Raw genomic sequence first — 22,507 nt, 5'->3', positions numbered from 1 at the left:
CCTCGTCAAATACCATGACGTCATGACGGATCCGGTCGCCGGCTCGTCCCGCCCGGCCGGCTGGAGCCTGCGAGTCCTCTTCGGAATGATCGGACTGGCCGCTCTCGTCCTCGGCTATGTCGGCTTCGAGCGTCTGCTCCAGGCCCGACCGGACGTCGCCCACGATCCGTACGACGTGCTCTACTACGACCTGCAACTCTTCGTCTTCGGCGCCGAACCCTTCCAGGACGCCGGCCCCTACCCGTGGCAGCTCCAGGTCGCCCGGTTCGCCGCCCCGATGTTCACGCTCCTCGCCGTGGCCGAGGCCAGCCGGCTGCTGCTCGCCGCCGAGACTCGCCGCCTGCGCGCCCGGCGGGCACGTGGTCACGTCCTGGTCTGCGGCGACTCCCAGTTCGCCCACATGCTCGCCGACCGGCTCTTCGCCGACGGCGAACGTGTGGTGGTGGTGCGCTCCGAACCGTTCGGGCCGCTGGAGTACCGGTGGCGCCGGTACCTCGGCGTGGTCGGCGACCCGACCAGCCCCGACGTGTTGCGCGGCGCCGGCCTGCCCCGAGCCCACACCATCTACGCCTGCAGCGAGGACGACGACCGCAACCACGCGATCGCCAACACCGCCAACCGGCTCATCCAGGACCGACGGCAACCACCGCGGGTCTACATCCTGGTTCACGACTCGGAGATGTGTCTGTCCCTGCAGGCCCGACGACTCGGTGCCGCCGGGTCCAGCCGGCTGCGGCTGGACTACTTCCACGTCGACGACGTCGCCGCACGCGCACTGCACCGGCACCACCCGCTGCCCAGCGCGGGAGACCAACCAACCAGGATCCTCATCGCGGGCACCGGCGCCTTCCGCCGGGCTCTCCTGGTGGAGTCCGCCCGGCACTGGCGCGCATTGCGAGCCGACACCCCGGGGGGCCCGGCCCTGCCACCCCTGCGGGTGGACGTCGTGGCACCGGATGCCGGCGCCGAGGTCGCTCTAGCGTCGTCGCGTTACCCGTTCCTGGCCACCGTCTGCCAGTTGACCGCGTACGACCTCGATCTCGACGGTGTCGTCAATCTCGGCCGCGACCGCTACGACCGCATCTACGTCTGCGCACCGGACGAGATCAGCGGCCTGCAGTTCGTACTGGACACGCCCGCCCTGTGGCAGGGCGCCGAGAGCGCCGTGTTCGTGCCGGTCTACCGGCAGGCGGCACTCGCCGCGGCTTTCCACGGCGACTCCCGTCACGACCTGCTCGACGAGGTCCACGGCAAGCTCCGCCTCTATCCGGTGCTCACCCACGCCTGCGACGCTCGGCTGATCGCCGAGGACCTCACCGAGCGGCTGGCCCGGCTGATCCACGAGCGCTACGTCCAGGCCCAGCAGCGCGCCGGGGTACGACTCGGTGATGCCCCGGCGATGGTGGACTGGTCACGACTACCCGAGTCGTTGCGGCGTGCCAACCGGGCCCACGTGCAGGACATCGCCGCCAAGCTGTTGGACCTCGGTTGCGTCGTGGCGCCCCGGCACGGTGGCACCGGTGACGCCTCGGCCGCCGGTCAGGCCATCGACGACCGGATCGAGGAACTCGCCCGCCTGGAGCACGACCGGTGGTGCCGGGAACGGCGCGGGGACGGCTGGACGTACGGCGACCCGCGTGATGACGTCCAGCGGCGGCATCCGGCCCTGCGGCCGTGGGAGGAGCTGCCATCCGACGTACAGGAGCAGAATCGCGAGGGGATCCGGGCACTGCCCGACGTGCTGTCCGACAGCGGGTTCGAGCTGATCCGGCTGGCACCCCCGGTGCCCGCGCAGCGGAGAGGCCCGAGGTATGCCGCCTGACCTCGGCCCGGTCCGCGTCGGCGTGACCGGGCACATCAACCTGACCCGCGACACCGAGCTGCTCGTCGCCGACGCGCTCCGCGTCGAGTTGGGCCGGATCAGCGATCGGCCCGTGCATGGCGTGACCTGCCTGGCGGCCGGCGCGGACCAGGTCTTCGCGCGCACGATCCTCGATCTGGGCGGCACCTACGAGGTGATCCTGCCGGCCCGCGACTACCGGGTCGCGGTGATCAGGCCGGAGAACCGGCTGGCCTTCGACGAGCTGCTCGACCGGGCGGCGGCGGTCGTCCACACCGGTTGCGACCGCTCGGACACCGCCGCCTACGTGGTTGCCAATCGGGAGTTGGTCCGACGGGTGCAGCGGCTCGTGGCGGTATGGGACGGCAAACCTGGCCGTCACCCCGCGTCGACGGACCGGACCATCGACTGGGCGCGGCACCACGGCGTCCCGACCACGGTTCTCTGGCCCGTCGGTGCCCGCCGAACGCCCGTCGAGGGCTGACGGGCGCAGAATGCCGAGCGGTGCTCGTGACGGTGGCGCACTCGACTCCGCAGGGGTGGACGCCGCGCCAGGTCGCCGGTTGCGTCGAGGCGCGACGATGTTATCGATACGCATCAATTGAAAGGCGTTCGACGTCCCTTACAGGAGGTGTCGTGCCGGACCTGATCGTGGCGCTCCAGCGGCGGATCGACGTAAATGCCCTGCGTGCCGTCAACACCTACCAGCGAGAGGTGCCCGAGTACGCGTCGCCGTCACCGGAGCAGCTCGCGCACATGCTCGACTTCGCGCGTTTCATCCGGCGGGTGAGTCTGGAGCGCGTACGGGACGACACGCCGCTCGACGAAAACGACCTGGCGGCCATCGGCGTCGTCGGCCGACGACGAGGCGAGGACCGGCTCTCGCTGGCCTCGCAGCGGCAGGCGCTCAGCACCCATACCGCACTGATGCTGCGCGATGTGGTGGAGACCGCTGCTCCGGCCAACACCGAGGACGTGCTCCACATGGCCAACTGGCTTGGGCGGGAAGGCAACCGAGCCCGCTGCGCCTACCTGGACGGGTACCTCGTTGGCGTAGCACAGACCTGGTCGATGGCGGCTCAGGTGCAGTTGCTCGCGCGGTCGCTGCTGGCCGATGAAACACCGCCGATGGGCATCGCTCGGGCGGCCGGCGTACGTCTCGGGCATCGGTGGCTGGTGACGGTTGTGCGGTTCGATCCGCCGGGCCTGGCCGCCCCGGAGCGGAAACGCATCGTCGCGACGGGCCTGGCGTCCTGGCGGATCCCGATGTCCTGGCTCGGGCCGACGGAGCTGGTACTGCTCACGCCGATATCGGACGATGCCCCGGCGGCCACGTCGGCATGGCTCGTCGACGCTGGCGTCCACGGTCCGGGGGCGGATCGCACCCTGGACCTGGTCCAGAGCGTCGCCGTGGACTCCGGCCGTGAATGCGCTGCCGGCGCGGCCGTCGGAACGGTGGGCCAACTGGCTGGCGCGCTGGACCAGGCTCGACAGATCAGCCGACTGACGTCGGCGGAGCGCAGACCCCAGCACCTCTACACCGTCGCGGACAGGTTCGTCGAACTCGGCGCCGCCCACTCGCCACACATGGACAGTTGGCTGCGGGAGCTCATCACCCGACTCGAAGCCGGCCCGGACCTGATCCGCACCCTCGACGCGTACTACCTGCACGACATGTCCCGACCGGCGACGGCACGGGCGCTGGGCGTCCACACCCGCACGCTCGACTATCGCCTACGGCGCGTACATGAGCTGATCGGGCTGCGTCCCGCCTCGACCCGCGGCGTACGGATCCTGACCGCCGCCGTCGCCTGGACGTTCGCCGACCGTCTGCGGGAGGCATGACGAGGCCGGGCGTAGCCGACCGACCGCCGCTGGCCCCGCGGTGGTCGGTCGGCTCCTCGGTACGGCCAAGCTGTCGTCCAGGTCATTCGTCGCTGTCACGGGCTCCACGGGCGCGGGCGCGGTAGGCGGCGACGTTCGTGCGGTTGCCACATATCTCGTAGGAGTGCCAGCGCTGGGTGCGGCTGCGGGTCGTGTCGTAGAAGACGTGGGAGCACCTCTCGTTGGCGCAGATGCGCAACCGCGACCAGGTGTTCGTGCTGACGAGTTCGGCGACGGTGAGCACGATCCGGCCCACGACGGGGTCACCGCTCACCTGCTGAAGCTGTGGTTGCCCGCCCGCCGTGAAGGTTTGCCGGAAGGCGAGGTCTTTGCCCTCCTCGGTCAGCAACGTCCATGCCTGGGCGGTCTGGGCAGGGGTGTCGGCTGCCAGCACCGCCACGAGGTGAGCACGGACGGCGCGGACCTGCTCGATTCGGGCAGACGGTTGGGGGGCCTGCGCCGATGGGTCGAACGGGCCGAGGATCACGCCGGCTCGCTGGGGATCGTCGAGGGTGTCCGGTAGTGCCGGCGTCGCGTGTGGTCGGGAGTTGAGCAGGTCCACGACCGCAGCGACCGACGCGGAAACCCGCGGGTCCGGCTTCTGGTTCGTGGCCATGCGCCAGAGACTACCGTTGACATGGCCTAGATAACAAAGACCTTTACAGGGATGGCACGGGCGCGCTAGGAAGTAATAGCCGATTGGTGCTAGACCATTACGACGCCAGCGCGAAGGAGCACACCCTTCATGAGTCAACCCAGCCTCACCACGGTTGGCGGCGACCCGAACAAGGCCGTCGAACTCGACCAGATTCGCAACACTCCGCGCGAGCGGCTGACCCGGATCTACGCTGAACCCGCCGGCCTGATCGAGCAGGGCGCGCCGACGGCGACGTACCCACTGGGGCGGTTCGTCGAGGCCCTGACCCACGCGGGTCGCGAGCGGCGCTCGGACAAGGTCCTGACCACCTCCGTGGCGGTCGCGTGAAGCGCGACGGCCAGGTGTCAGACCGGTTCCACGGCCACGGTGCGCAGGGAGTAACCCGATGACGAGCACGTCGAACAGCCCGATCAAGCCCCGAACCCGCCTCATCGACGGCGTCTCGATCCGCTACGCCGAGAGCGAGGAACGCGGCGAGCACGCCCTTCTGCTGAGCCCCTGGCCGGAGAGCCTTTTCGCCTTCGAGCCGATCTGGTCCCGGCTTGCCGAACGCGCCCATCTGGTCGCGATCGACCTTCCCGGGTTTGGTCACTCCGAACGCCGTGACGAGCTGCTGACACCACAGGCGATGGGCGAATTCGTCATCCGTGTCGCCGACGCGTTCGGGCTGGACCGCCCACACCTGGTCGGTCCCGACATCGGGACCTCCGCGTCGCTCTTCGCCGCAGCGACACAGCCTGGTCGGCTGCGCAGCCTCGTCGTCGGCAGTGGCGGCGCCGCCGTGCCGATCCAACTGGGCGGAGTGCTGCGGGACTGGGCACTGGCCCCCGACGTCGAGGGCTTCCGCACCGAAGGGCGACACGTGATCGAGGCCGTGCTTCCCCACATCGAGGGATACGCGATGCCCGACCACGTCCGGGAGGACTACCTGTCGTCCTATGCAGGTGACCGATTCTTCAGGTCGCTCCCCTACGTACGCAGCTATCCCGAACAGCTGCCGACTCTCCGAGACCTGCTGCCGGCGATCCAGACACCCGTGCAGATCATCGCCGGACGGCACGACACCGTAGTGCCGCTGGTCAACGCCGAATACCTGCACGAGCGGCTGCCGGACAGCCAACTCGACATCGTGGACGCCGGGCACTTCACCTGGGAATCCGCGGCGGTCGACTACGCCGACCTCGTCACCGCCTGGTGGACGGGCCACTAGCTGACGGGCACGGCACCGACGTGTGAGGCACCTTGCAGTCGCGCCCACACCTCCAACCAGTCGACACGCGGTCGCATCGGGGACGGACGCACGTCCCGATCATGGAAGGCAAAGCTTGATGAACCCCAACGGTCCAGCCCACAACACCCCGATCACCAAGGACGCCGTAACACAGCTCGCGGCCCAGACCGTCGGACCGGTGCTCCTCCCAGGCGACGACGGGTACGACGTCGAGTGCGCGTCGTACAACCTCGCCATCCCGCAGCAGCCGGCGCTCGTGGTCGGCGCCGCCAACGCCGCCGACGTCCAAGCAGCCGTCCGCTTCGCCGCCGACCAGGGCCTGCCAGTGGCGGTGCTCGCCACCGGGCACTCCGCGCTCCCCTCAGCCGGAGCGCTGCTGATCACCACCCGGCGGATGGACGCAGTCGTCATCGACGCCGAGGCGCGGACCGCCCGGATCGAGGCCGGCGTCCGCTGGCAGCAGGTCGTCGACGCGGCGGCCAAGCACGGGCTGGCACCTCTCAGCGGGGCGGCTCCGACCGTCGGCGCGGTCAGCTACACGCTCGGCGGTGGGTTGAGCCCGATCGGCCGCACCTTCGGCTTCGCCGCCGACCACGTACACCTGATCGAGCTCGTCACCGCGGACGGCGAGCTGCGTACGGTGACCGCGACCGACGAGCCGGAGCTGTTCTGGGCGCTGCGCGGCGGTAAGGGCAACTTCGGCGTGGTCACCGCGCTGGAGTTCGCCCTCTTCCCGGTCAGCCACATCTACGGCGGTGGCCTCTTCTTCCCGGGTGAGCGGGCGGCCGACGTGCTCAAGGCGTGGGGACGATGGACGGCCGACGTCCCGGACGAGATGACGTCGTCGGCCGCGTTGCTGCAACTGCCACCGCTCCCCGAGGTGCCCGAGCCGCTCCGCGGCCGGCTGGTGGCGCACATCCGGATCGCCTACGTCGGCACGGCAGAGGACGGGGAACGGCTGATCGCCCCGCTCCGCGCGATCGCCCCGACGCTGATCGACTCGGTGACCGAGATGCCGTACAGCGCGGTCGGCTCGATCCATGCCGACCCGCCGACCCCGATCCCGTTCGTGGACCGCTCGGCACTGCTGCGGGAGTTCACCCCGGAACTGGTCGACACGATCATCTCCGAGGCCGGCCCCGACACCGGCAGCCCGCTGACGATAGTGGAGATCCGGCACCTGGGCGGGGCACTCGACCGCCGACCGGAGCCGACGAACGCGATCGACCTGCGGGGCACCGCCTTCACCTTCTACGCGGTCGCGATCGGTGGCCCGGATCAGGCCAAGGCATTGAACGGCCACCTGACCCGCCTGCTGCAGGCCATCGAGCCGTGGAGCACCGGCCGGCGGTTCGTGAACTTCCTCGGTGTCAGCGACGCCACCGCGGACGGGGTCGCAGCGACCTATCCAGCGGAGACGTACGAACGGCTGGCTGCGGTCAAGCGCCGCTACGACCCGACCAACATCTTCCGCGTGAACCACAACATCACCCCGGGCCTGCACGAGTAGGTGCGAGCCCTTCGCACCCCACCATCTCTCGACCCGAGCCCGACCACGAGCTGGAGAAACGCGATGCAGTACGCCGTTCATCACGTACGTAGGCCGAGTGTGACCCGGGACCTGCCGTACGGCCCGGACGATCTCCTCTGGGTCACCAACCAGGCGACGCTCCTCATGGGAGAGAAGGACGCGGTGCTCGTCGACACCTACGTCACGATCGAGCAGAACCAGCAGTTGATCGACTGGGTCCGCTCGTTCGGGCGGAGGCTGACCCACGTATACGTCACCCACGGCCACGGCGATCACCTCTTCGGCCTGGCCCAGATCGCGGAAGCGTTCCCCGGCGTGCGGGCGGTGGGCACCGACGCGACCGTGGCAACCGCCAAGGTCCAGACGGGGGCCGACCTGGTGGGCTCATTCTGGGAGCGTCTGTTCCCTGGCCAAATTCCGGCCGAGTTGGCAGTGCCGGAACCGCTTGGTGACGACCACCTGGAACTCGAAGGACAACGGCTGGACATCGTCGAGACCGGTTTCACCGACACGGCCGGAAGCACTGTCGTCTGGGTGCCAGAACTCCGGCTGATCGTGGGTGGCGACGTCGTCTACAACGACGCCCACCCGTACCTGTCCGAGAGCACCGCCGCGACGCGTCGCGAGTGGGCCACGACGCTCGACCGGCTCGGTGAGCTCGACCCGGCCGTGGTGGTGGCCGCCCACAAGAATCCGGAACGGGCCGACGATCCGCGGATCGTCGCCGAGACGGCGGCCTACCTTCGCGAGTTCGACCTGCTCGATGCCGACACCGCGACCGCCGAGGAACTGTACGGCGCGATGCTCGAGAGGTATCCGCGTCGGATCAACCCGGGTTCGCTGTGGGGTGCCGCGCAGCGGGCGAAGCAGCGCCCCTAACGAACGATGAGGGTGTTGGGGTCAGGCTGCGCGGGGTGGCGGGTTGGCCCCAGCCTCGTTGTCGTTCGTTCCGGATACGGGCGCGTTCGCGCCGTGGACCAGATCGGGCTGGTAGCGACTGGCGCGCGGTCGCCAGGCCTGAGTTGTGTCGGTCCGCCCTGAGAGGCTCTCGCGCCATGAACGTAGACGGGTTTTGGGCGGTCGTGGAGTCGGCCGGGGCGGGTCTCGACGGGCGGACCGGCGACGGCGGTGAGGCCGTTGCCGCGGCACTGGTGACGCGTTTGGCGGCAACATCACCGGAGGACATTCTCCAGTTCCAGGAGCTGTTCGATCAGCTCCATGACGCCCTCTACCGCTGGGACGTGTGGGCGGCTGCGTACCTGATCGGCGGTGGATGCTCAGACGACAGCTTCATCGATTTCCGGGCGGGAGTCATCGCGCTCGGGCGCGGGTGGTACGAACGTGTCCTGGCCTCCCCCGACGGCCTGGCTGACCATCCCGTAGTGCGACAAGCGGCGGCCGAGGAAGACGACGGCGCGCTGTTCACCGAGTCGGTGAACTACGTGGCCAGCGAGGCTTACGAGGAGGTCACCGGTGGTGACGACGAGGCCTTCTACGAGGCGATGAAGGCCCGTCAGCACGTTGCGGTCGGCATCGACGAGGCTCGCGAGTCCGACATGGGTGAGGACTTCGACTTTGATGACGATGACGAGATGCGGCGTCGGCTCCCCCGACTGGCCGAGTTGTTCCTCGGCCCTGGCGAGGAGTGATCTCGACTGCTGAGCCCGACGCGTGGACACGGGCGCGCCAAGCCGCCGCCGGACCGTTCAACCTCGAACTGTTGACCCGGCACACCCGGTCGTTCACCTCCCTCGCCGGTATCGGGCCGACCCTGATCTTCGTTCGCGCCCCGTCATGAGCGACCGCGCGCGGACCGCCGCGTGGTGCAGTCCGGGGTAAGGCCACCTTGCCTCTCGCCCCAGCTCAGGCCTGCGGCGGGAGGAGTTGCCGGAGTAGCCCTTCAAGAGGATCGGATCCAGGTACCGGACCGGGACGCGATCGTGAACTGTGATCTTGCTGGTGCGGTCGCAGGAAACGCAGGCGACCGGGAGCAGGATGCCGAGGGGTTTGCCGTTGGCATTGACGCGGAACGTGCCGTCGCCGGTGCTGGCGAGGCCGGAATGGCAGTGGACGCGGCGGAACGCGAGCAGGGAGAGCTGCGTGCGCCGAAGGGTCCAGGACGAAACGATATGAGGACGCGTAGACATGATCCCTCTGAAGACCTGACGGAAGGCATGGGAAAAGAGCCGACGGCGACGTCGGCGACCGATGCACGGGGAAGGTGTCAGGGCTAAAGAGCAGGCGGCGTCACGCGGGTGAAGTCCTCTCGTAGGTGGGTCGGAGAAAAAGACCCAGCTGCAAGGTAGGGCGGGACGCGCTGGCGAGGCTACCGATTTTGCGATGGTGTCGAGCACCGAGGGTTGGGGTCGGCGACCCGCGCATCGACCACGCGTCGTCCGCCCTCGCGGCCCCGGCAGGAAGGCACCGCCGATGGCTTGGCTGCGCCGCGTTGCTCGTGGGTCATCATCCGATCGGATGACCGAAGGCGACGATCGGCTATTTCCATGTGCGATGGACACCCTGTGACGCTTAGGAAGGAGGCATGACCAACGAGGTGACGGTTCCCCTGCTGCCGTGCGCATCCATTGACGACATCGAAGCCTTCTACGGAGTTCTCGGTTTCCGCACCACGTACAAGCAGCGCAAGCCCAACGCGTGTGTGGGGGTGCAGCGGGAAGACCTGCATCTGCAGTTCTTCGAGATCGCGGGATTTGACCCGGAGCAGTCTTATGGCTCGTGTCTCGTACTCACCGCGGACATCGAGGGACTACACCGGGCATTCGCAGACGGCATGCGCGCCGCGTACGGCAAGGTACTGGTGTCCGGAACGCCGCGGATGACCCGGCCCAGGGCGCGGAAGAACGCCGACGGGCTGGGCGGATTCAGCGTCATCGACCCGGGCGGCAACTGGATCCGCGTCTTTCGGGCCGCCGCCACCGCCCCCATGCCGGCCGCCGCGCCTGCCGGACGGCTGGCCAAGGCCCTGGCGAATGCCGTCGTGCAAGCCGATTCCAGGGGAAGCGTCGGGCAGGGCGTTCGGATCCTCGACAGCGCGTTGGCCCGCCCACAGACCGACGACGACCCGGTCGAGTTGGTCGAGGTCCTGGTCTACCGCGCCGAACTCGCGATGGTGCTGCACGATCCCAAGACCGCGGCCGAGATGCTGGCCCGCGCACAGTCCGTCACGCTCACGGAAGACGAATCCGAAAAAGCCGCACCCGCGTTCGATGCCGCCGCCGAACTCGCGACCGCACTGCGGTGACTCACCGCGACGCCCCGTCGGCGACATGATCCGATCCCCCAGCTCATCCACTAGCGTGCGGCCATGGCAGCCAGAGCAGCGGGAGCGTTTCGTCGGACGCCAATCGAGCGGTCAGACCAGCGGGTCGCCTGGGACCGGACAGACCAGGCCTTCTTCGCTGCCGGAGCCTGTCACATCCTCGCCTGGGTCTGCCGGGAATCCTATCCGGACAGGCCCATCGAGATAGCTGGGGTGCGCCTCCCAGGCCAGCGGCAGGTCTTCCACACCTACGCTGCCTGGGACGGCTGGGCGTTCGACCACTCAGGCTGGAATCCCGAGCCGCAACTGCTGGCGGTCAACACGGAATTCGAAGGCCAACCGCTGGAGCACCTCAAGATCACCGAAGGTCTCGCTGACTTCTGTCAGAAGCACCACCACCGCATGCCGAACCAGTACTGGCATGACCCGCGCCCCCGTGCCCGCGACTACCTCGGCCAATACACGCCACCCTGGGCATAGCCCTTACCGTGCACACTCACCGGCAACGTCCGCTGAGCTCAAGCTTTGGGGGCCACCCGGACGACGCTCGCTCCGCCCACACCCCCACCACCCTGATGGACGGCAAAGATCAGGTTGTAGTAGCCGGGCAGGGCATCCTCCGCGATTGGTATGACGCTGACCGGTCGATCGCCCGCCGCACCCGATGGCCGCACCGGCTGGGCCTCGAACGTCACCTCTCCAACAGCGGGCCGAGCCGTATCCCCTGCAGCGCTCTTCAATTCGCTGACATCCCCGTACGGGCCGGTCAGGCGCGCGGTCAGCTCGACCTCTGCCGGCTTCGCGGCGGGGTCGGCGCCCGGCCTGACGATCCAGTGAACCGTCATCTCCTGGCCAGGCTGGTAGACCGTATCGACGTCCTCACCATCGCAACACGTGTAGGTCGTCGGGGTATCTGCTGTGGTCATGGACCGCCGGGAGCCACAACCCGATGTGACCAGCAAGGCCAGGCAGGCAACCGCCACAAGCCGGTACGCGTTCATAGACACGAGCTTAATGAGCACTGTCCTCGATGTCTCCGGCGACAAGGCCGGCTCGGTCCCCGGGGCATCTCTGCCGCGACATGTCCTCGCCGTGGGGAGCCGTCGGCCCAGCGCGGGTCCCACGGATCTTGGTCATTCACGTACCGTGGTCCTACCTCGCCGTGGCGGGCGGACTACGGACAGGGTTGACTGAGCAGAAGGCCGGGGGCGAATGCAGCAGGGCAGCGGGCATGAACGCCGCAAGCTGGCAAGCCTGGACTTCCTGGGCGACGATTCCGCCCTGCGCGAGCAGGCCGATCGTGCGCTGCGCGAGACGGGACGTGAACTGCGACCCGCGGAGTGCTCCGGAGTGGACCGGACCGGCTCCGTCCGCGTCGTCGTCGACACCGAGCGAAACGTCTCAGCCGTCACGATCGCTCGCGACTGGCGTAGCCGGCTCGGTCCCAACGGGTTCGCCGATGCGCTCTTCGAGGCGTACGCCGCCGCCGTGCAGGCTGCCCTCGAATTGGCGGCGCTCCTTCGTCTGCAGACGGAGCCGAGTGGTCCCGCAGCGCCGGATCAGGAGCCGCTGGACAGGAGCCCCGATCGGGACGTCGACGAGCACACCTGGCTGCGTGACACCTGGCAGACGCTGCACGACCTTGACGCAGAGCTGGACGCCGCGGCTCGCCTGTCCACGCAGACGGACGAGTCGAGCATGTCGAGCCCCGACGGCTGCCTGACGTTGCGCATCCGCGGAGGCGGCATCACCGGCATCACCGGCGACGCCCGGCAGATCGCGCGGGCGGACGCGGGTCAGCTGCAGTACGAAGCCCGTTCCCTCTTCCGCGTGTTCGAGCTGGCCAGCGCCGGACAGACTGGATCGTGAGGTAGTGAGATGGATGCGCTGAACGTCATCACCGACTCGCTCCGTGATGAGGGAGGTAAGTGGCTGACGCTGTCGGATCAGGTCGCCGCCATCAAGGTCGCTGCGGAGCAGTTGCATCTCGACCCGTCGGCCTTTTTCATCGGTGACGCGAACGTCCTCATCCACTCGCTGGCATACAAGGACTTCCACACCTTCATGGTCGCCATCTTGAGTGGAGCGGTGACCGAATTCGAACAGGTCGGCGAGGCCCTGCGTCGCATCGCCGACGAGTACGACCGGGCCGACGAGGTCATCTCACTGGACCTCAACGAGATCTTCAAGGCCTAGCGACCAACCGCGCGACGTTCGGAGAGGGCACGGAGCACCCCATGCAGCCAGGGACTACTGATCTTGAGTACGGGGAACCGTTCAACAAGGCCTTCGACCACATCCGCTCCGGCATCGACACGGCGATCGCAAAGTTCAATGAGATCGTCGAGCAGGTACAGCAGTGGAAGTGGCTCCTCGGCCCGGCAGCGCTCTTGTGGATCAAGCACAGCCTGGACAGCACCAAAACGGCACTGAACGTCGTCCTCGACCGCGTCGAGCAGGCCTTGGAGCATCAACTGCCGGTGCTCTCGCTGATCCACGTCAGCTTCCGCTGGGTCAACGACGTGAAGACCCCGGTCTCCGAGCTTTCATCCGCCACCACCGACCCGGCGAACGAGAACCTGCCCAAGTGGACCGGCGACGCCGCGAGTGCCTACAACGCCAAGGCCGTCAAGCAGAAAGCCGCGGTCGACGAGTCCGTCGTCAAGTCGGAGTTCATCAGCCAGTGGCTGTTCACGATCGCCAAGGCGAACGTCGACTACGCCGTCGAACTCGCGAAGATCGTCACGGGGCTGGTCGGCAAGCTGGCGCAGGCGGCGAGTGAAGGGGTGACCGTCATCGACCTACCGTGGGCCATCTCCACCCTCGCCGAGTCGGTCGGAGACATGGTCACCGCCGGCCTAAACGTTCTGCTCACCATCGGCCAACGCTTCGTCGACGCGCTGGGCAACATCCGAGACATCGCCACGCAGGTCGGCGACCACTCGAAGCTACCCGGTGGGCGGTGGCCCGAGGCCGTCCGAGGATGACCCACGAGCGCATCACACAGTGGGTACGGCCGCCTGGGTCGCCTTGAGCAACGTCAGCGCCTTCGATGCGAGCGTTTCGGTGGCGGCGTACGAAGCACCGCCGACGGCCAGCCAGACCTTCACCACCAGGTTGCCCGTGCGCGCCCGGACCATGTACTCCGCGTACTTGAAGCCCGGCTCGGAACGCCTGGTGAAGGCTTCGGCCTCGTCGCCCACACCGGTGACGACGCCGGCCGGAGTCATCACCGTCACCTGCGCCGTGGCCCGGTAGAGCAGCCGAGCCTCCTGCTCACTGGCCGGCGTGGCCGCCTCCACCCGCAGGTTCGCCTGGTGCCCGTCCTTCGTCCGCATCTCGAACAGACACGCCGCACCCGGTTGCCCCAGCGGTGGCCTCGGGTCGGTACGGGCCACCGTCAGGGACAGCTCCGCCAACGGTCCAAGATCGGTACGCTTGCACAGCTGAAGATCCTGAGCCCGATAGACAGGGCCGACCGAGGCGGTGGGCGCGGCGGAGGCAACGCTGCTCGTGGCCGCCCCTGTGGTCGGCGCACCCGCGGGAGCCGACGCACCGTCACAGGCGGCAGCGGCGAGCACCGCAACAAGCGTCAGGACAAGACGAGAGACACCGGCCGACGCATACACGTCTCGAACATACCGGCTGCGACGCTGACAGACTGCCCGAGCGACGAGCCACTATGGTGCCGGGTATGCCCGCAGCAGAGACCCCGGACCAGATCGCCCGGACCCGCATGGTCACCGCCCGGGCGGTCCTGCAGGGCCAAGCCGATCTTCGGACGTACCCCTATCGCCTCTTGGCCGTCGTCTCCCATCACGGCGTCAGCGGCGACAAGGTCAGCGAGGCCGTTGCCGCCGCCGAGTTCCTGGGCCAGTTCGGCTGGGACCTCGTCAACATCTCGGAATTCGCCTCCAACAAAATCGTCTACGCCTTCCTGCGGAGACGGTGACGATGACTCTCGGCCCCGGTCGGACCTCGGAGTGGCCCGCGACCGGCCGGAGTGTGATGGACGCGGACCGCAGACGCGCGAGAATGAGGGCAGCCACGGAGATCAGATCACCAAGCTGCCCATTGGGCGACACGCGCAGCTACCCACGCGAGCGGTCGTCCCCGACGTGATGGCGATCGGTGAACCTTCCCGCCTTACGCCCTGTTCCAGACACCGGCGGCGGCTGCCGCCTTGGCGTAGTCGACGAAGTCGCGCGGCGGACGGCCCAGGGCACGCTGCACCCCGTCGGCAACATGGGCGTTGCGACCGTCGAGGACGGCCGTGAACAGGTACGTCAGCAACTCGACGACCTCAACCGGCACGCCCTCGGCGGTCAACGCCCCCGTGTAATCCTCGATAGAGACCGGAACGAAGTCGATGCGCCGGCCGGTTGCCCCGGCGATCTCGGCGACCGCATCGGCGAAGGTGAGCAGCCGCGGGCCGGTCAACTCGTAGAGTTGCCCCGCGTGTCCGCCCTCAATCAGTGCCGCCTCGGCCACCTCGGCGATGTCGTCGGCGTCCACGAACGGCTCGCGCACGGTCGAGACCGGGAGAGCCACCTCGCCGCCCACGACCGGGTCCCGCAGGTAGTCCTCGCTGAAGTTCTGGTTGAACCAACTCGACCGCAGGATCGTCCACTCGACGCCGGCGGACTGGATCAGCTTCTCGGCGGCCTGCGCTTCGTCCTCGCCCCGGCCGGACAGCAGCACCAGCCGGGAGACCCCGGATGCCACCGCGAGATCGGCGAACGCACCGACCGTCTCGAGGGCACCCGGCACGGCGAGATCCGGTTGAAAAGACACGTACACGGCGCCGACATCGTGGATCACGGGCGCCCAGGTCGTCCGGTCCGTCCAATCGAAGGGCTGCTCGGCGGCCCGGGAACCGACCCGGACCGGCACTCCCCTGCCCCGCAGTCGCTCTACAACGCGGCGCCCGGTTTTGCCCGTGCCGCCCAGGACCAAGATCGCCTTCTGCTCTCGCTTGTTTGTCATACGGACCATTGAAGTGCAGATCGGTGAGACTACACATAGCCAAGACGCGCACTAGCATGTTCAATCGTCTACGTGGATGCTGTTTCCGGTCTGCTCGACGGACCCCGGGCGCAGGGCGCGTTCCTGCTCCGCTCGATCCTGATGCCGCCCTGGTCGATCGCCATCAGGGATAAGGCGCCGCTCGCCCTGCTGGCCAACGTCCGGGGCGACGCCTGGATCGTTCCCGAAGAGGGCACGGCCGTACGGCTCGGCCCCGGAGACGTGGCCATCAGGTGCGGCCCCGGCCCGTACACCGTCGCCAACCACCCGGCCACGGCGCCGCAGGTGATCATCCATGAGGGTCAACGGTGCACCACTCCGGATGGCCAGGAACTGTTCGAGATGACCCAGATGGGCGTGCGGACGTGGGGCAACGGGCTGGACGGCTCGACGATCCTGCTCACCGGCACGTACACGACGCACGGCGTCGTTGGTCAGCGATTGCTGGCCGCGCTGCCGCCGCTGGTGGTCGTCGGGCGCGAATCCTGGGACACCCCGCTGGTCCCGCTCCTGGCCACCGAGATCGTGAAGGACGACCCCGGTCAGGAAGCTGTGCTCGACCGCCTTCTCGACCTGCTGCTGATCGCCACGCTGCGGGAATGGTTCGCCCAACCGGGGGCCAAGGCCCCTGCTTGGTACCGAGCACACAGCGACCCCGTGGTCGGCCGGGCCCTGCAGCTGCTGCACAACAACCCCGCGAAACCCTGGACCGTGGCATCGCTGGCTGCCCAGAGCGGGGTTTCCCGGGCCGCGCTGGCCCGCCGGTTCACCGCGCTGGTCGGCGAACCACCCATGACATACCTCACCGAGTGGCGGCTGGCCCTCGCCGCCGACCTGCTCCGCGAACGGGACGCCACCGTCGGTGCGGTCGCCCACCAGGTCGGCTACGGCAGCCCTTTCGCCCTGAGCACCGCCTTCAAGCGCCGCCGTGGCGTGAGCCCGCGGCAGCACCGGCTGGCCGCCCGCGGGTAGAAGCGTGCTCGCACGCCTATGGCCTGCGCGAGGAGTGCCTCGACGGTCCAGCCGATCGCCGACGGCAGATCAGCGCGACGGGATGCTCCGGCGTGTTCGTCGCCGTGATTGCGCCGGGCACTCAACGGCGCATTGCCAGCTGTCGAGGCGCGGGCGGGGCGTCTTAGACAGTGCCCGGTCAGGGGTGGTGCCCATGGAATCGGGGTCTCTGATAACGGAACCGCGGCCGGTCGCGTCCGCTGCTGGATGACGTGGCCGCATCAGTCGGCGAGTGTGCTCATGGGCCGGGCCTCGCGGCCCGGCCCATGAGGTTGTGGCGTCAGGTCGACGCGGTGAGCCGTCTGATCAGCGCAGCTGCTGGGCGAGACCGGTGGTGGCACCGCCGCGCTCGTACGAGACGAGCAGCGAGGAGCCGGCCGGAATGGCCCCGTTCAGCGGCAGGACGAGCGTACGGTCCTTGCTCAGGTTGACAGTGGTCTGCGCAACGACCCGCTGTCCGTCCCAGACGAAGACCCGGGCGGTGCCAGGCTGCTTCACGTGCAGGTCCACCGAAACCGTCGAGTTGGTCCGGGTGACCTTCTTGATCTTTACGGTGTTGTCCGGCAGCGCCGTGTAACCACCCGGTGCCACACCATCTGAGGCGGACTGCAGGATGGTCTGCGGCGAGTCGACGCTCTGGGCCGCGGTGTCGGGCATGATCGGAGCCTTGGGCGCCGACGGCAGCGCCGTCAGACCTGGCAGCGTCGCCACGCCCCAGCGCCACGGGTCGGCCCGCACGCCGCTCCAGGTCGACCAACCCACTCGGGTCTGCCCGGACAGGTCCTGCGTGTCCGAGTCGTTGACCAGGATGTTCATCGCCATCTGGTTCGGGTCGATGGTGTCCGGCAGCACGCTGAACGGAACCTTGACCTCGATCCGGTACCCGGCGTAAGGGCTGTTGGTGACGACCGAGGCGATTTCGAGACCCGGCGCGGTCTCCGGTCCGCCCTGGTGGTTGTCCCGCTCCCGGGCGAAGCACGGCGGGTTGCCGTTGGCCGGGTCGTTGGTGGCCGGGAAGAGCGCCACGTTGAACACGGTGGAGGTGTTGGCTGAGTTGCCGCGCGGGTCGATGCCGAACTCGATGTTGTCGTTACGGCGCGGACGCTTGCAGTCCTCCGGAGGCAGGACGGTGCCGAGTACGTCATCGGTGATGTTGAAGACGGCGTACAGGGCTTCGTCGGTGTAGGTGAGCTGGGCGGTGCCGGAGATGTCCGACGCCGGAGCGGCGGTGCCCTCCCAGCGCGTCGAGATGTCGATGACCTCGCCGGTGTACTCACCCGGGGAGACCGTGCCGTCGACCGACGGCGCGGTGCTGGCCCGCGGGATCGAGGTTACCGGCACCAGGTTGAACGCCCCCGGCTCGGTGGCGCTGCCACCGTCGAAGCTGGTCTCGATCCGCACCGGGTACGCGCCGTTGTCCGGCGCCCGGTTGGCGGTCGGCAGCGACGTGTCGGTGTTGGTGACCGTGAAGGTCACCGAACCCTTGGCGCCCGCCTGCAGTCCGCTGTACGGCAGCTGCTGCTCGGCCACCGAGAAGCCGGCCGGCAGGTTCAGCTTGACGTTGCCGGACTGGGTCCGGTTGCTGTGGTTGGTCAGGTTGACCTTGACGCTGCGGGTGCCGCCGCTGGGGATGTTCCGCAGGGACTCGATGAGCGCGTCGAGCTGCTGGGTCTTGTTCCGTACGGTCCACTCGCGGAAGTCGGCGATCTCCTCCAGCGGTTCGAGCGTGCCCCGCACCGGAGCGGTCGCCTGCACGAGGCCGCTGCTGGTGCCGCTGCCGTCCTTCTTGCTGGTCAGCGTGGCGTTGATCCGGAATCGCGTACCCACCTCAAGCTGCGCGGGAGGGGTGACCGTGAAACTCTTCACGACCTCCTTGCGCGGGCTGAGCGTGCCGACGTTGCCGTTGCCGGTGACCTTCCAGCCGGCCGGAACTTGCAGGGAGACGGTGGCGCCGGGGATGGCCTTCTCGGCGTAGAGAACCGTGTCGACGCGCAGGGGCTGCCCGGCGAGGGCCTCCCAGTTCTGCGGGCGCACGTGGACCTCGGTGCCGAGCGGAAGTCCACCAGGGGCACGGAGGTTGGCGCCCTGGAGCGCACCGAGGCCGGCGCCCACGTTCGGGTCCGGGTACGGGGTGCGGGTGTCGATCAGGGTCAGCCGGTTGCAGCCGATGCTGTCCGGGTTGGTCGTCGGGAAGGAGCTGTTGCCCCAGCCCTGCGACGCGTACTCCCGGCGGGCCCAGGTCTGGACCGTGTTCCACCGGTTGCCGTCGTGACGCGCCGACTCGTAGCCCTGCCAGGTGCCGAATATGACGTCGCTGGCCTCAGCCGGAGTGAAGGTGGTCTCGCAGGCGGGGCCGTTGGTGGCGGTGGTGCCGCTGCCACCGGCCTGGAAGATGCGGGAGACCCGCCAGGGCTTGAGCCCTTCCTGCTTGATCTGCTCCGGGAACGCCGTCGGGTCGGCTGCGGCGTAGAAGGCCTCGACGGCCAGCATGGCCGCCTTCTGGTGGTTGCCGTGGTTGCCCTGGGTCGCCGAGGGGTTCATCGTGAGGATGACCTCGGGCGTGGTGGTCCGCAGCACCCGCACGATCCGGGAGAGTGTCTCCTGGTAGCCCCAGACCTCCTCGGTCAGCGGGGCGCTGGCGGTGTACCAGAAGTCGAGAGCGTCCAGGTTGTAGACGTTCTCGACGCCGGCCCAGCCCACCGCCCGACGCTCCTCGGCCTCCCGGAGGATGCCGAGCTCGGGGCCCTCCTCAAGGCCGGTGGCGTTGCCGCCGCCCTCGCCGCGGGTGGTGGTGATGACGCCGGCCTGCATGCCGTGATACTCGTTCCAGTACCCCAGCATGCCGAGCTGGCCGGCCTCGTCGTCGGGGTGCGCGCCGATGAACATGATATCCAGGTCGACCGGCTTGATCGGCTTGTCGGACGGCTTCTTGGGGGATGTCTGCTCGGGCGATGGGCCCTTGGGACCGGCCTGGACGGGACTGGCCAGGCCAAGCGACAGCAGACCGCACAGGGCGATCGACGCCGTGGTGCGCCATTTCATGGCATACCTCTTCGTGTGGGGGCGAGTGCTGCGGGGGACGGTTACAGGCCCGACAGAGACCTACTGGCAGTTGGCTCCTGCCGGGCCTGAAGCATGAACAGCTGTCCACTGGAGACCGGAGACGGTCTCCACGCGTGCGTGTCGCTCGACAGTGGGGGTAGTGGCGTCCGCCCAGCGTCACGTGGTGAGCGTTACGCACAGTGGTAGGGATGGATCCACCGAAGGCCTTCGGCCGGTAACGCTAGGGATCTTGTCGACGGCCAGTCAATAGGTCAGGACGACTTTCTTCCTTCTTTGAAGAAACGATGTGCCTGTTCATGCCCCGTGGGCTGTCGCTCCACATTGGTAGTGAGCGGTTTTTGTCCGCCTTTGGGCGGCACGACTTCTGCCATGAGGCCGGATTAGTCCGATCGGACGGAGGAATCCCCGGTGGCGTCCCTTGTGGATTTACGTTCTCCCCCGCCGACGGCCGAGATGATCTCGTTACTTGACGCCACCGTTTTTTCTCAGTAGGAAATAACTGTGTCCGACAAAGCCCCGACCAGCCCGGTCAGCCGTGAACGGTCCCGTGAGATCAAACGTCTCTCGGTGATCCTGGCCGCCCGGCAGGCTCGACTGCTGTCCCGAGTTGATCTCGCCGAGATGACGGGACTCCCAGCAGCAACGGTGACCGCGCTGGTGCGGGAGCTCATCGCCGAGGGTTACCTCATCGAACGGGGACCGGGTGCCCCCACCACCGGCCGCCCCCGGGAGATGCTCGAGTTCAATCCACGTGCCGAGCTCGTCGCCGCGGTCTCGCTTGAACCGTCCCGGATCAGTTGCGAGATCGCCGACAGCGAGGGTGCGCTGATCGCGCATCGCACCACGCGATTCAGTGGCGACGTGGTCGAGACCATCTGCTCGTTCATCCTGGACCTGGTCGGCGACAACCTGCCGTCACTGCGCGGCGTCGCCATCGCGGTGCCGGGCGTCTCCACCAACGGCGCGGTACGCCTCGCGCCGTCGGTGGGACTGGTCGAGGCGTGGCCGATCGGCGAGTCGGTTCAGCGACGGCTCGGCGTGCCCGTCGTCGTCGACAACGACGTCAACCTGATGGCCGCCGGCGAGTGTGTCGCCGGCGCCGGAGCGGACGTCACCAACCTGTTGCTGATCCACGTCGCGGACGGCATCGGCGCCGGGCTCGTGCTCGACGGCAAGGTCCGCCGGGGCGCCAGCGGAGCAGCGGGCGAGGTGGGCTTCCTGCCGCTGGACGCCACACCCCAGCGCAGCTACAGCGGCGTTGGCGAGTTCGAGGCCCGCTGGTCGGTGAACGCCATCGCCGAGCGGTTGGTCGCCCTGCACCCGGGGCGGCGACCCGAGTCGCCGGTACGGGAGCTGATCGAACTCGCCGCCGCGTCGCGCCCGGCCCGCGACTACCTCGACGAGGTTCTCGACGCCTGGGCCCGACTCATCCTCTCCTGCGTCTGTGTGATCGACCCGGGGATGGTGCTGCTCAGCGGCGCCGCCGCGGACCTCGACGACGCCGCACTCGAACAGCTTCAAGGGCTGCTCTCGGCCAAGACTCCCGCCCCCACCGAGGTACGCCGGGCCACCCTCGGCGACCAGGCCGTGCTGCACGGAGCGATCAGCTACGCGCTGTCGGCCGCGGTTCCACTGCCCTCACTGCCCTGACCACCCCACCGCCGACCGACGACCCCCACACCGCCCCCGACACCCGCGTTCGCCGCGGCGCCTCCGTACCCCGAAACAACCGAATGCGGTGCGCCACCGACGCTCCCGCCCCCGGCGGACCCCCTCGAACCCCGCTCCGGGCACGACCCGTCCTCCGACGCCGTAACCCCGGACCGGCGAACCACCGCATTGGGCACGACGAGTTCAATTCACGACCTTCTATTAGAACCTTCCCGTAGATCCCCCGTGAGTGGAGGTAACAATGAGACGTCCCTGGGTCATGGCGATCGCGCTCGGCGCGATGCTGGCTGCCACCGCCGGCTGCGGTAGCAGCAGCGACACCGGCTCGTCCGCGAACGCGTCGGCCGAGAAGTTCGTCATCTACAGCGCCCGCGACAAGGCGGTCACCGACTACGTCGTCGAGCAGTTCACCTCGAAGAACCCCGAGTACAAGGGCAAGGTCGAGGTGCTCAACATGGGCGCCCAGGAGGTGCTCGAGCGGGTCCGCGCCGAGAAGGCCAACCCGCAGGCGTCGGTGTGGTGGGGCGGCACTCAGCAGGGCCTCGCCACCGCCGCCACGGAGGACCTGCTGGAGGCCTGGCAGCCCTCGTTCGCGGGGAAGATGGACGCGCGGTACAAGGACGCGCAGGGCCGCTGGTACGGGGAGATCCTGCTGCCCGAGGTCATCATGTACAACAACAAGGCGCTGAGCCCGCAAGATGCGCCGAAGGACTGGGACGACCTGGTCGACCCGAAGTGGAATGGCAAGATCATCATCCGGGACGTGGCTGCCTCCGGCACCATGCGCTCGATCTACTCCTCGATGATCCAGCGTCTCTCGGCCGACGGGTCCAACCCCCAGCCGGGCTACGACTGGCTGCGCAAGCTCGACACCAACACCGTCGAGTACGCCGCCAACCCCGCGGACCTCTACCTGAAGATGTCGCGTGAGCAGGGCGTCGTGAGCGCCTGGAACCTGCAGGACGTCCTGCTGCAGGCCGACAAGAAGATGCCGTTCGGCTACGTCATGCCGGCCTCGGGCGCCCCCGTGCTCGTCGACGGTGTGGCCGCGGTCAAGGGCGGCAAGAACGCCGCAGCGCAGAAGTTCCTCGAGTTCCTCTTCGACGACTCGCTGCGGGCCACCCTCGCCAAGGACTACTTCCAGATCCCCGCGGTGGAGATCTCCGAGAAGCCGGAGTGGTTGGCCAACCTCGGCCTCAAGCCGATGGACGTGGACTGGGACGTCATCGGCAAGAACGAGACGGCCTGGATCAACCACTGGAACGCGGAGATCAAGGACAAGGGCTGAGTTGACCGGGACCGGGTCGTGCCAC

At 68.4% G+C, this 22,507-nt stretch carries 23 protein-coding genes; 17 read left to right on the top strand and 6 right to left on the bottom strand.

Annotated features, from left to right (window positions below; genetic code table 11):
* The first annotated feature begins 22 nt into the window (after window positions 1-22).
* The 3 genes from V6U86_RS00370 to V6U86_RS00360 all read left to right on the top strand — a co-directional run bounded on the left by V6U86_RS00370 (window position 23) and on the right by V6U86_RS00360 (window position 3,685).
* Window positions 23-1,822 (top strand): RyR domain-containing protein, encoded by a 1,800-nt coding sequence (locus tag V6U86_RS00370; protein ID WP_334497081.1) that lies wholly within the window; start codon window positions 23-25, stop codon window positions 1,820-1,822.
* On the top strand, window positions 1,812-2,324 hold the full coding sequence (locus tag V6U86_RS00365) for a hypothetical protein (RefSeq protein ID WP_334497079.1): 513 nt from the start codon (window positions 1,812-1,814) through the stop codon (window positions 2,322-2,324). The genes V6U86_RS00370 and V6U86_RS00365 overlap by 11 nt, the downstream gene beginning before the upstream one ends.
* 152 nt (window positions 2,325-2,476) lie before the next feature.
* Window positions 2,477-3,685, top strand: a complete 1,209-nt coding sequence (locus tag V6U86_RS00360) for a PucR family transcriptional regulator (RefSeq protein WP_334497077.1) — start codon at window positions 2,477-2,479, stop codon at window positions 3,683-3,685.
* Window positions 3,686-3,767: 82 nt separating this feature from the next.
* Here the strand turns inward: V6U86_RS00360 and V6U86_RS00355 are convergent, their stop codons facing one another.
* Window positions 3,768-4,340, bottom strand: coding sequence for a CGNR zinc finger domain-containing protein (locus V6U86_RS00355; protein WP_334497075.1), 573 nt, complete (start codon window positions 4,338-4,340; stop codon window positions 3,768-3,770).
* A 129-nt stretch (window positions 4,341-4,469) separates the two neighbouring features.
* Between V6U86_RS00355 and V6U86_RS00350 the strand changes: the two genes are divergently transcribed.
* The 5 genes from V6U86_RS00350 to V6U86_RS00330 all read left to right on the top strand — a co-directional run bounded on the left by V6U86_RS00350 (window position 4,470) and on the right by V6U86_RS00330 (window position 8,793).
* The gene (locus tag V6U86_RS00350) at window positions 4,470-4,709 is read left to right on the top strand and encodes a hypothetical protein (RefSeq protein WP_334497073.1); all 240 of its coding nucleotides are present in this window, start codon (window positions 4,470-4,472) and stop codon (window positions 4,707-4,709) included.
* A gap of 58 nt (window positions 4,710-4,767) precedes the next feature.
* The gene (locus tag V6U86_RS00345; protein ID WP_334497071.1) at window positions 4,768-5,592 is read left to right on the top strand and encodes an alpha/beta fold hydrolase; all 825 of its coding nucleotides are present in this window, start codon (window positions 4,768-4,770) and stop codon (window positions 5,590-5,592) included.
* 118 nt (window positions 5,593-5,710) lie between these two features.
* The gene (locus V6U86_RS00340; RefSeq protein WP_334497069.1) at window positions 5,711-7,123 is read left to right on the top strand and encodes an FAD-binding oxidoreductase; all 1,413 of its coding nucleotides are present in this window, start codon (window positions 5,711-5,713) and stop codon (window positions 7,121-7,123) included.
* A 99-nt stretch (window positions 7,124-7,222) separates the two neighbouring features.
* On the top strand, window positions 7,223-8,023 hold the full coding sequence (locus V6U86_RS00335; protein ID WP_334497067.1) for an MBL fold metallo-hydrolase: 801 nt from the start codon (window positions 7,223-7,225) through the stop codon (window positions 8,021-8,023).
* A 176-nt stretch (window positions 8,024-8,199) separates the two neighbouring features.
* On the top strand, window positions 8,200-8,793 hold the full coding sequence (locus V6U86_RS00330) for a DUF4240 domain-containing protein (RefSeq protein ID WP_334497065.1): 594 nt from the start codon (window positions 8,200-8,202) through the stop codon (window positions 8,791-8,793).
* 93 nt (window positions 8,794-8,886) lie between these two features.
* On the opposite strand, the gene V6U86_RS00325 is transcribed toward V6U86_RS00330, so the two are convergent.
* A complete protein-coding gene (locus V6U86_RS00325) occupies window positions 8,887-9,291 on the bottom strand; it encodes a DUF1062 domain-containing protein (protein ID WP_334497063.1) in 405 nt (134 codons plus the stop codon).
* A gap of 395 nt (window positions 9,292-9,686) precedes the next feature.
* Between V6U86_RS00325 and V6U86_RS00320 the strand changes: the two genes are divergently transcribed.
* Window positions 9,687-10,406 (top strand): VOC family protein, encoded by a 720-nt coding sequence (locus V6U86_RS00320; RefSeq protein ID WP_334497061.1) that lies wholly within the window; start codon window positions 9,687-9,689, stop codon window positions 10,404-10,406.
* Between the two features lie 63 nt (window positions 10,407-10,469).
* Window positions 10,470-10,904 (top strand): hypothetical protein, encoded by a 435-nt coding sequence (locus V6U86_RS00315; protein WP_334497059.1) that lies wholly within the window; start codon window positions 10,470-10,472, stop codon window positions 10,902-10,904.
* A 38-nt stretch (window positions 10,905-10,942) separates the two neighbouring features.
* Here the strand turns inward: V6U86_RS00315 and V6U86_RS00310 are convergent, their stop codons facing one another.
* The gene (locus V6U86_RS00310) at window positions 10,943-11,425 is read right to left on the bottom strand and encodes a hypothetical protein (protein ID WP_334497057.1); all 483 of its coding nucleotides are present in this window, start codon (window positions 11,423-11,425) and stop codon (window positions 10,943-10,945) included.
* Between the two features lie 211 nt (window positions 11,426-11,636).
* Between V6U86_RS00310 and V6U86_RS00305 the strand changes: the two genes are divergently transcribed.
* From V6U86_RS00305 to V6U86_RS00295, 3 genes are read left to right on the top strand one after another with little or no spacing between them, the layout of a single operon-like run.
* Window positions 11,637-12,293, top strand: coding sequence for a hypothetical protein (locus V6U86_RS00305; RefSeq protein ID WP_334497055.1), 657 nt, complete (start codon window positions 11,637-11,639; stop codon window positions 12,291-12,293).
* 9 nt (window positions 12,294-12,302) lie between these two features.
* Window positions 12,303-12,620, top strand: coding sequence for a hypothetical protein (locus tag V6U86_RS00300; RefSeq protein ID WP_334497051.1), 318 nt, complete (start codon window positions 12,303-12,305; stop codon window positions 12,618-12,620).
* 41 nt (window positions 12,621-12,661) lie between these two features.
* A complete protein-coding gene (locus V6U86_RS00295; RefSeq protein ID WP_334497049.1) occupies window positions 12,662-13,411 on the top strand; it encodes a hypothetical protein in 750 nt (249 codons plus the stop codon).
* Window positions 13,412-13,423: 12 nt separating this feature from the next.
* On the opposite strand, the gene V6U86_RS00290 is transcribed toward V6U86_RS00295, so the two are convergent.
* A complete protein-coding gene (locus V6U86_RS00290) occupies window positions 13,424-13,843 on the bottom strand; it encodes a hypothetical protein (protein WP_334497047.1) in 420 nt (139 codons plus the stop codon).
* 275 nt (window positions 13,844-14,118) lie between these two features.
* Between V6U86_RS00290 and V6U86_RS00285 the strand changes: the two genes are divergently transcribed.
* Entirely contained in the window at window positions 14,119-14,376 is a 258-nt protein-coding gene (locus tag V6U86_RS00285; protein ID WP_334497045.1) for a transcriptional regulator, read from the top strand.
* Window positions 14,377-14,570: 194 nt separating this feature from the next.
* Here the strand turns inward: V6U86_RS00285 and V6U86_RS00280 are convergent, their stop codons facing one another.
* The gene (locus V6U86_RS00280; protein ID WP_334497043.1) at window positions 14,571-15,410 is read right to left on the bottom strand and encodes an NAD(P)H-binding protein; all 840 of its coding nucleotides are present in this window, start codon (window positions 15,408-15,410) and stop codon (window positions 14,571-14,573) included.
* 72 nt (window positions 15,411-15,482) lie between these two features.
* On the opposite strand from V6U86_RS00280, the gene V6U86_RS00275 reads away from it, so the two are divergent.
* A complete protein-coding gene (locus tag V6U86_RS00275) occupies window positions 15,483-16,421 on the top strand; it encodes an AraC family transcriptional regulator (RefSeq protein ID WP_334497041.1) in 939 nt (312 codons plus the stop codon).
* A 345-nt stretch (window positions 16,422-16,766) separates the two neighbouring features.
* On the opposite strand, the gene V6U86_RS00270 is transcribed toward V6U86_RS00275, so the two are convergent.
* Entirely contained in the window at window positions 16,767-19,502 is a 2,736-nt protein-coding gene (locus tag V6U86_RS00270) for a sugar-binding protein (protein ID WP_334497039.1), read from the bottom strand.
* 522 nt (window positions 19,503-20,024) lie between these two features.
* Here V6U86_RS00270 and V6U86_RS00265 point away from each other — a divergent pair.
* Entirely contained in the window at window positions 20,025-21,173 is a 1,149-nt protein-coding gene (locus V6U86_RS00265; RefSeq protein WP_334497037.1) for an ROK family transcriptional regulator, read from the top strand.
* Window positions 21,174-21,435: 262 nt separating this feature from the next.
* On the top strand, window positions 21,436-22,482 hold the full coding sequence (locus V6U86_RS00260) for an extracellular solute-binding protein (RefSeq protein ID WP_334497035.1): 1,047 nt from the start codon (window positions 21,436-21,438) through the stop codon (window positions 22,480-22,482).
* The last annotated feature ends 25 nt before the right edge of the window (window positions 22,483-22,507 follow it).

It is taken from the genome of Micromonospora sp. CPCC 205558, assembly GCF_036902955.1.
GTDB lineage: Bacteria > Actinomycetota > Actinomycetes > Mycobacteriales > Micromonosporaceae > Micromonospora.
Note: the sequence above shows the minus strand (reverse complement) of the source record. Positions and strands in the feature narration are given on the sequence as shown.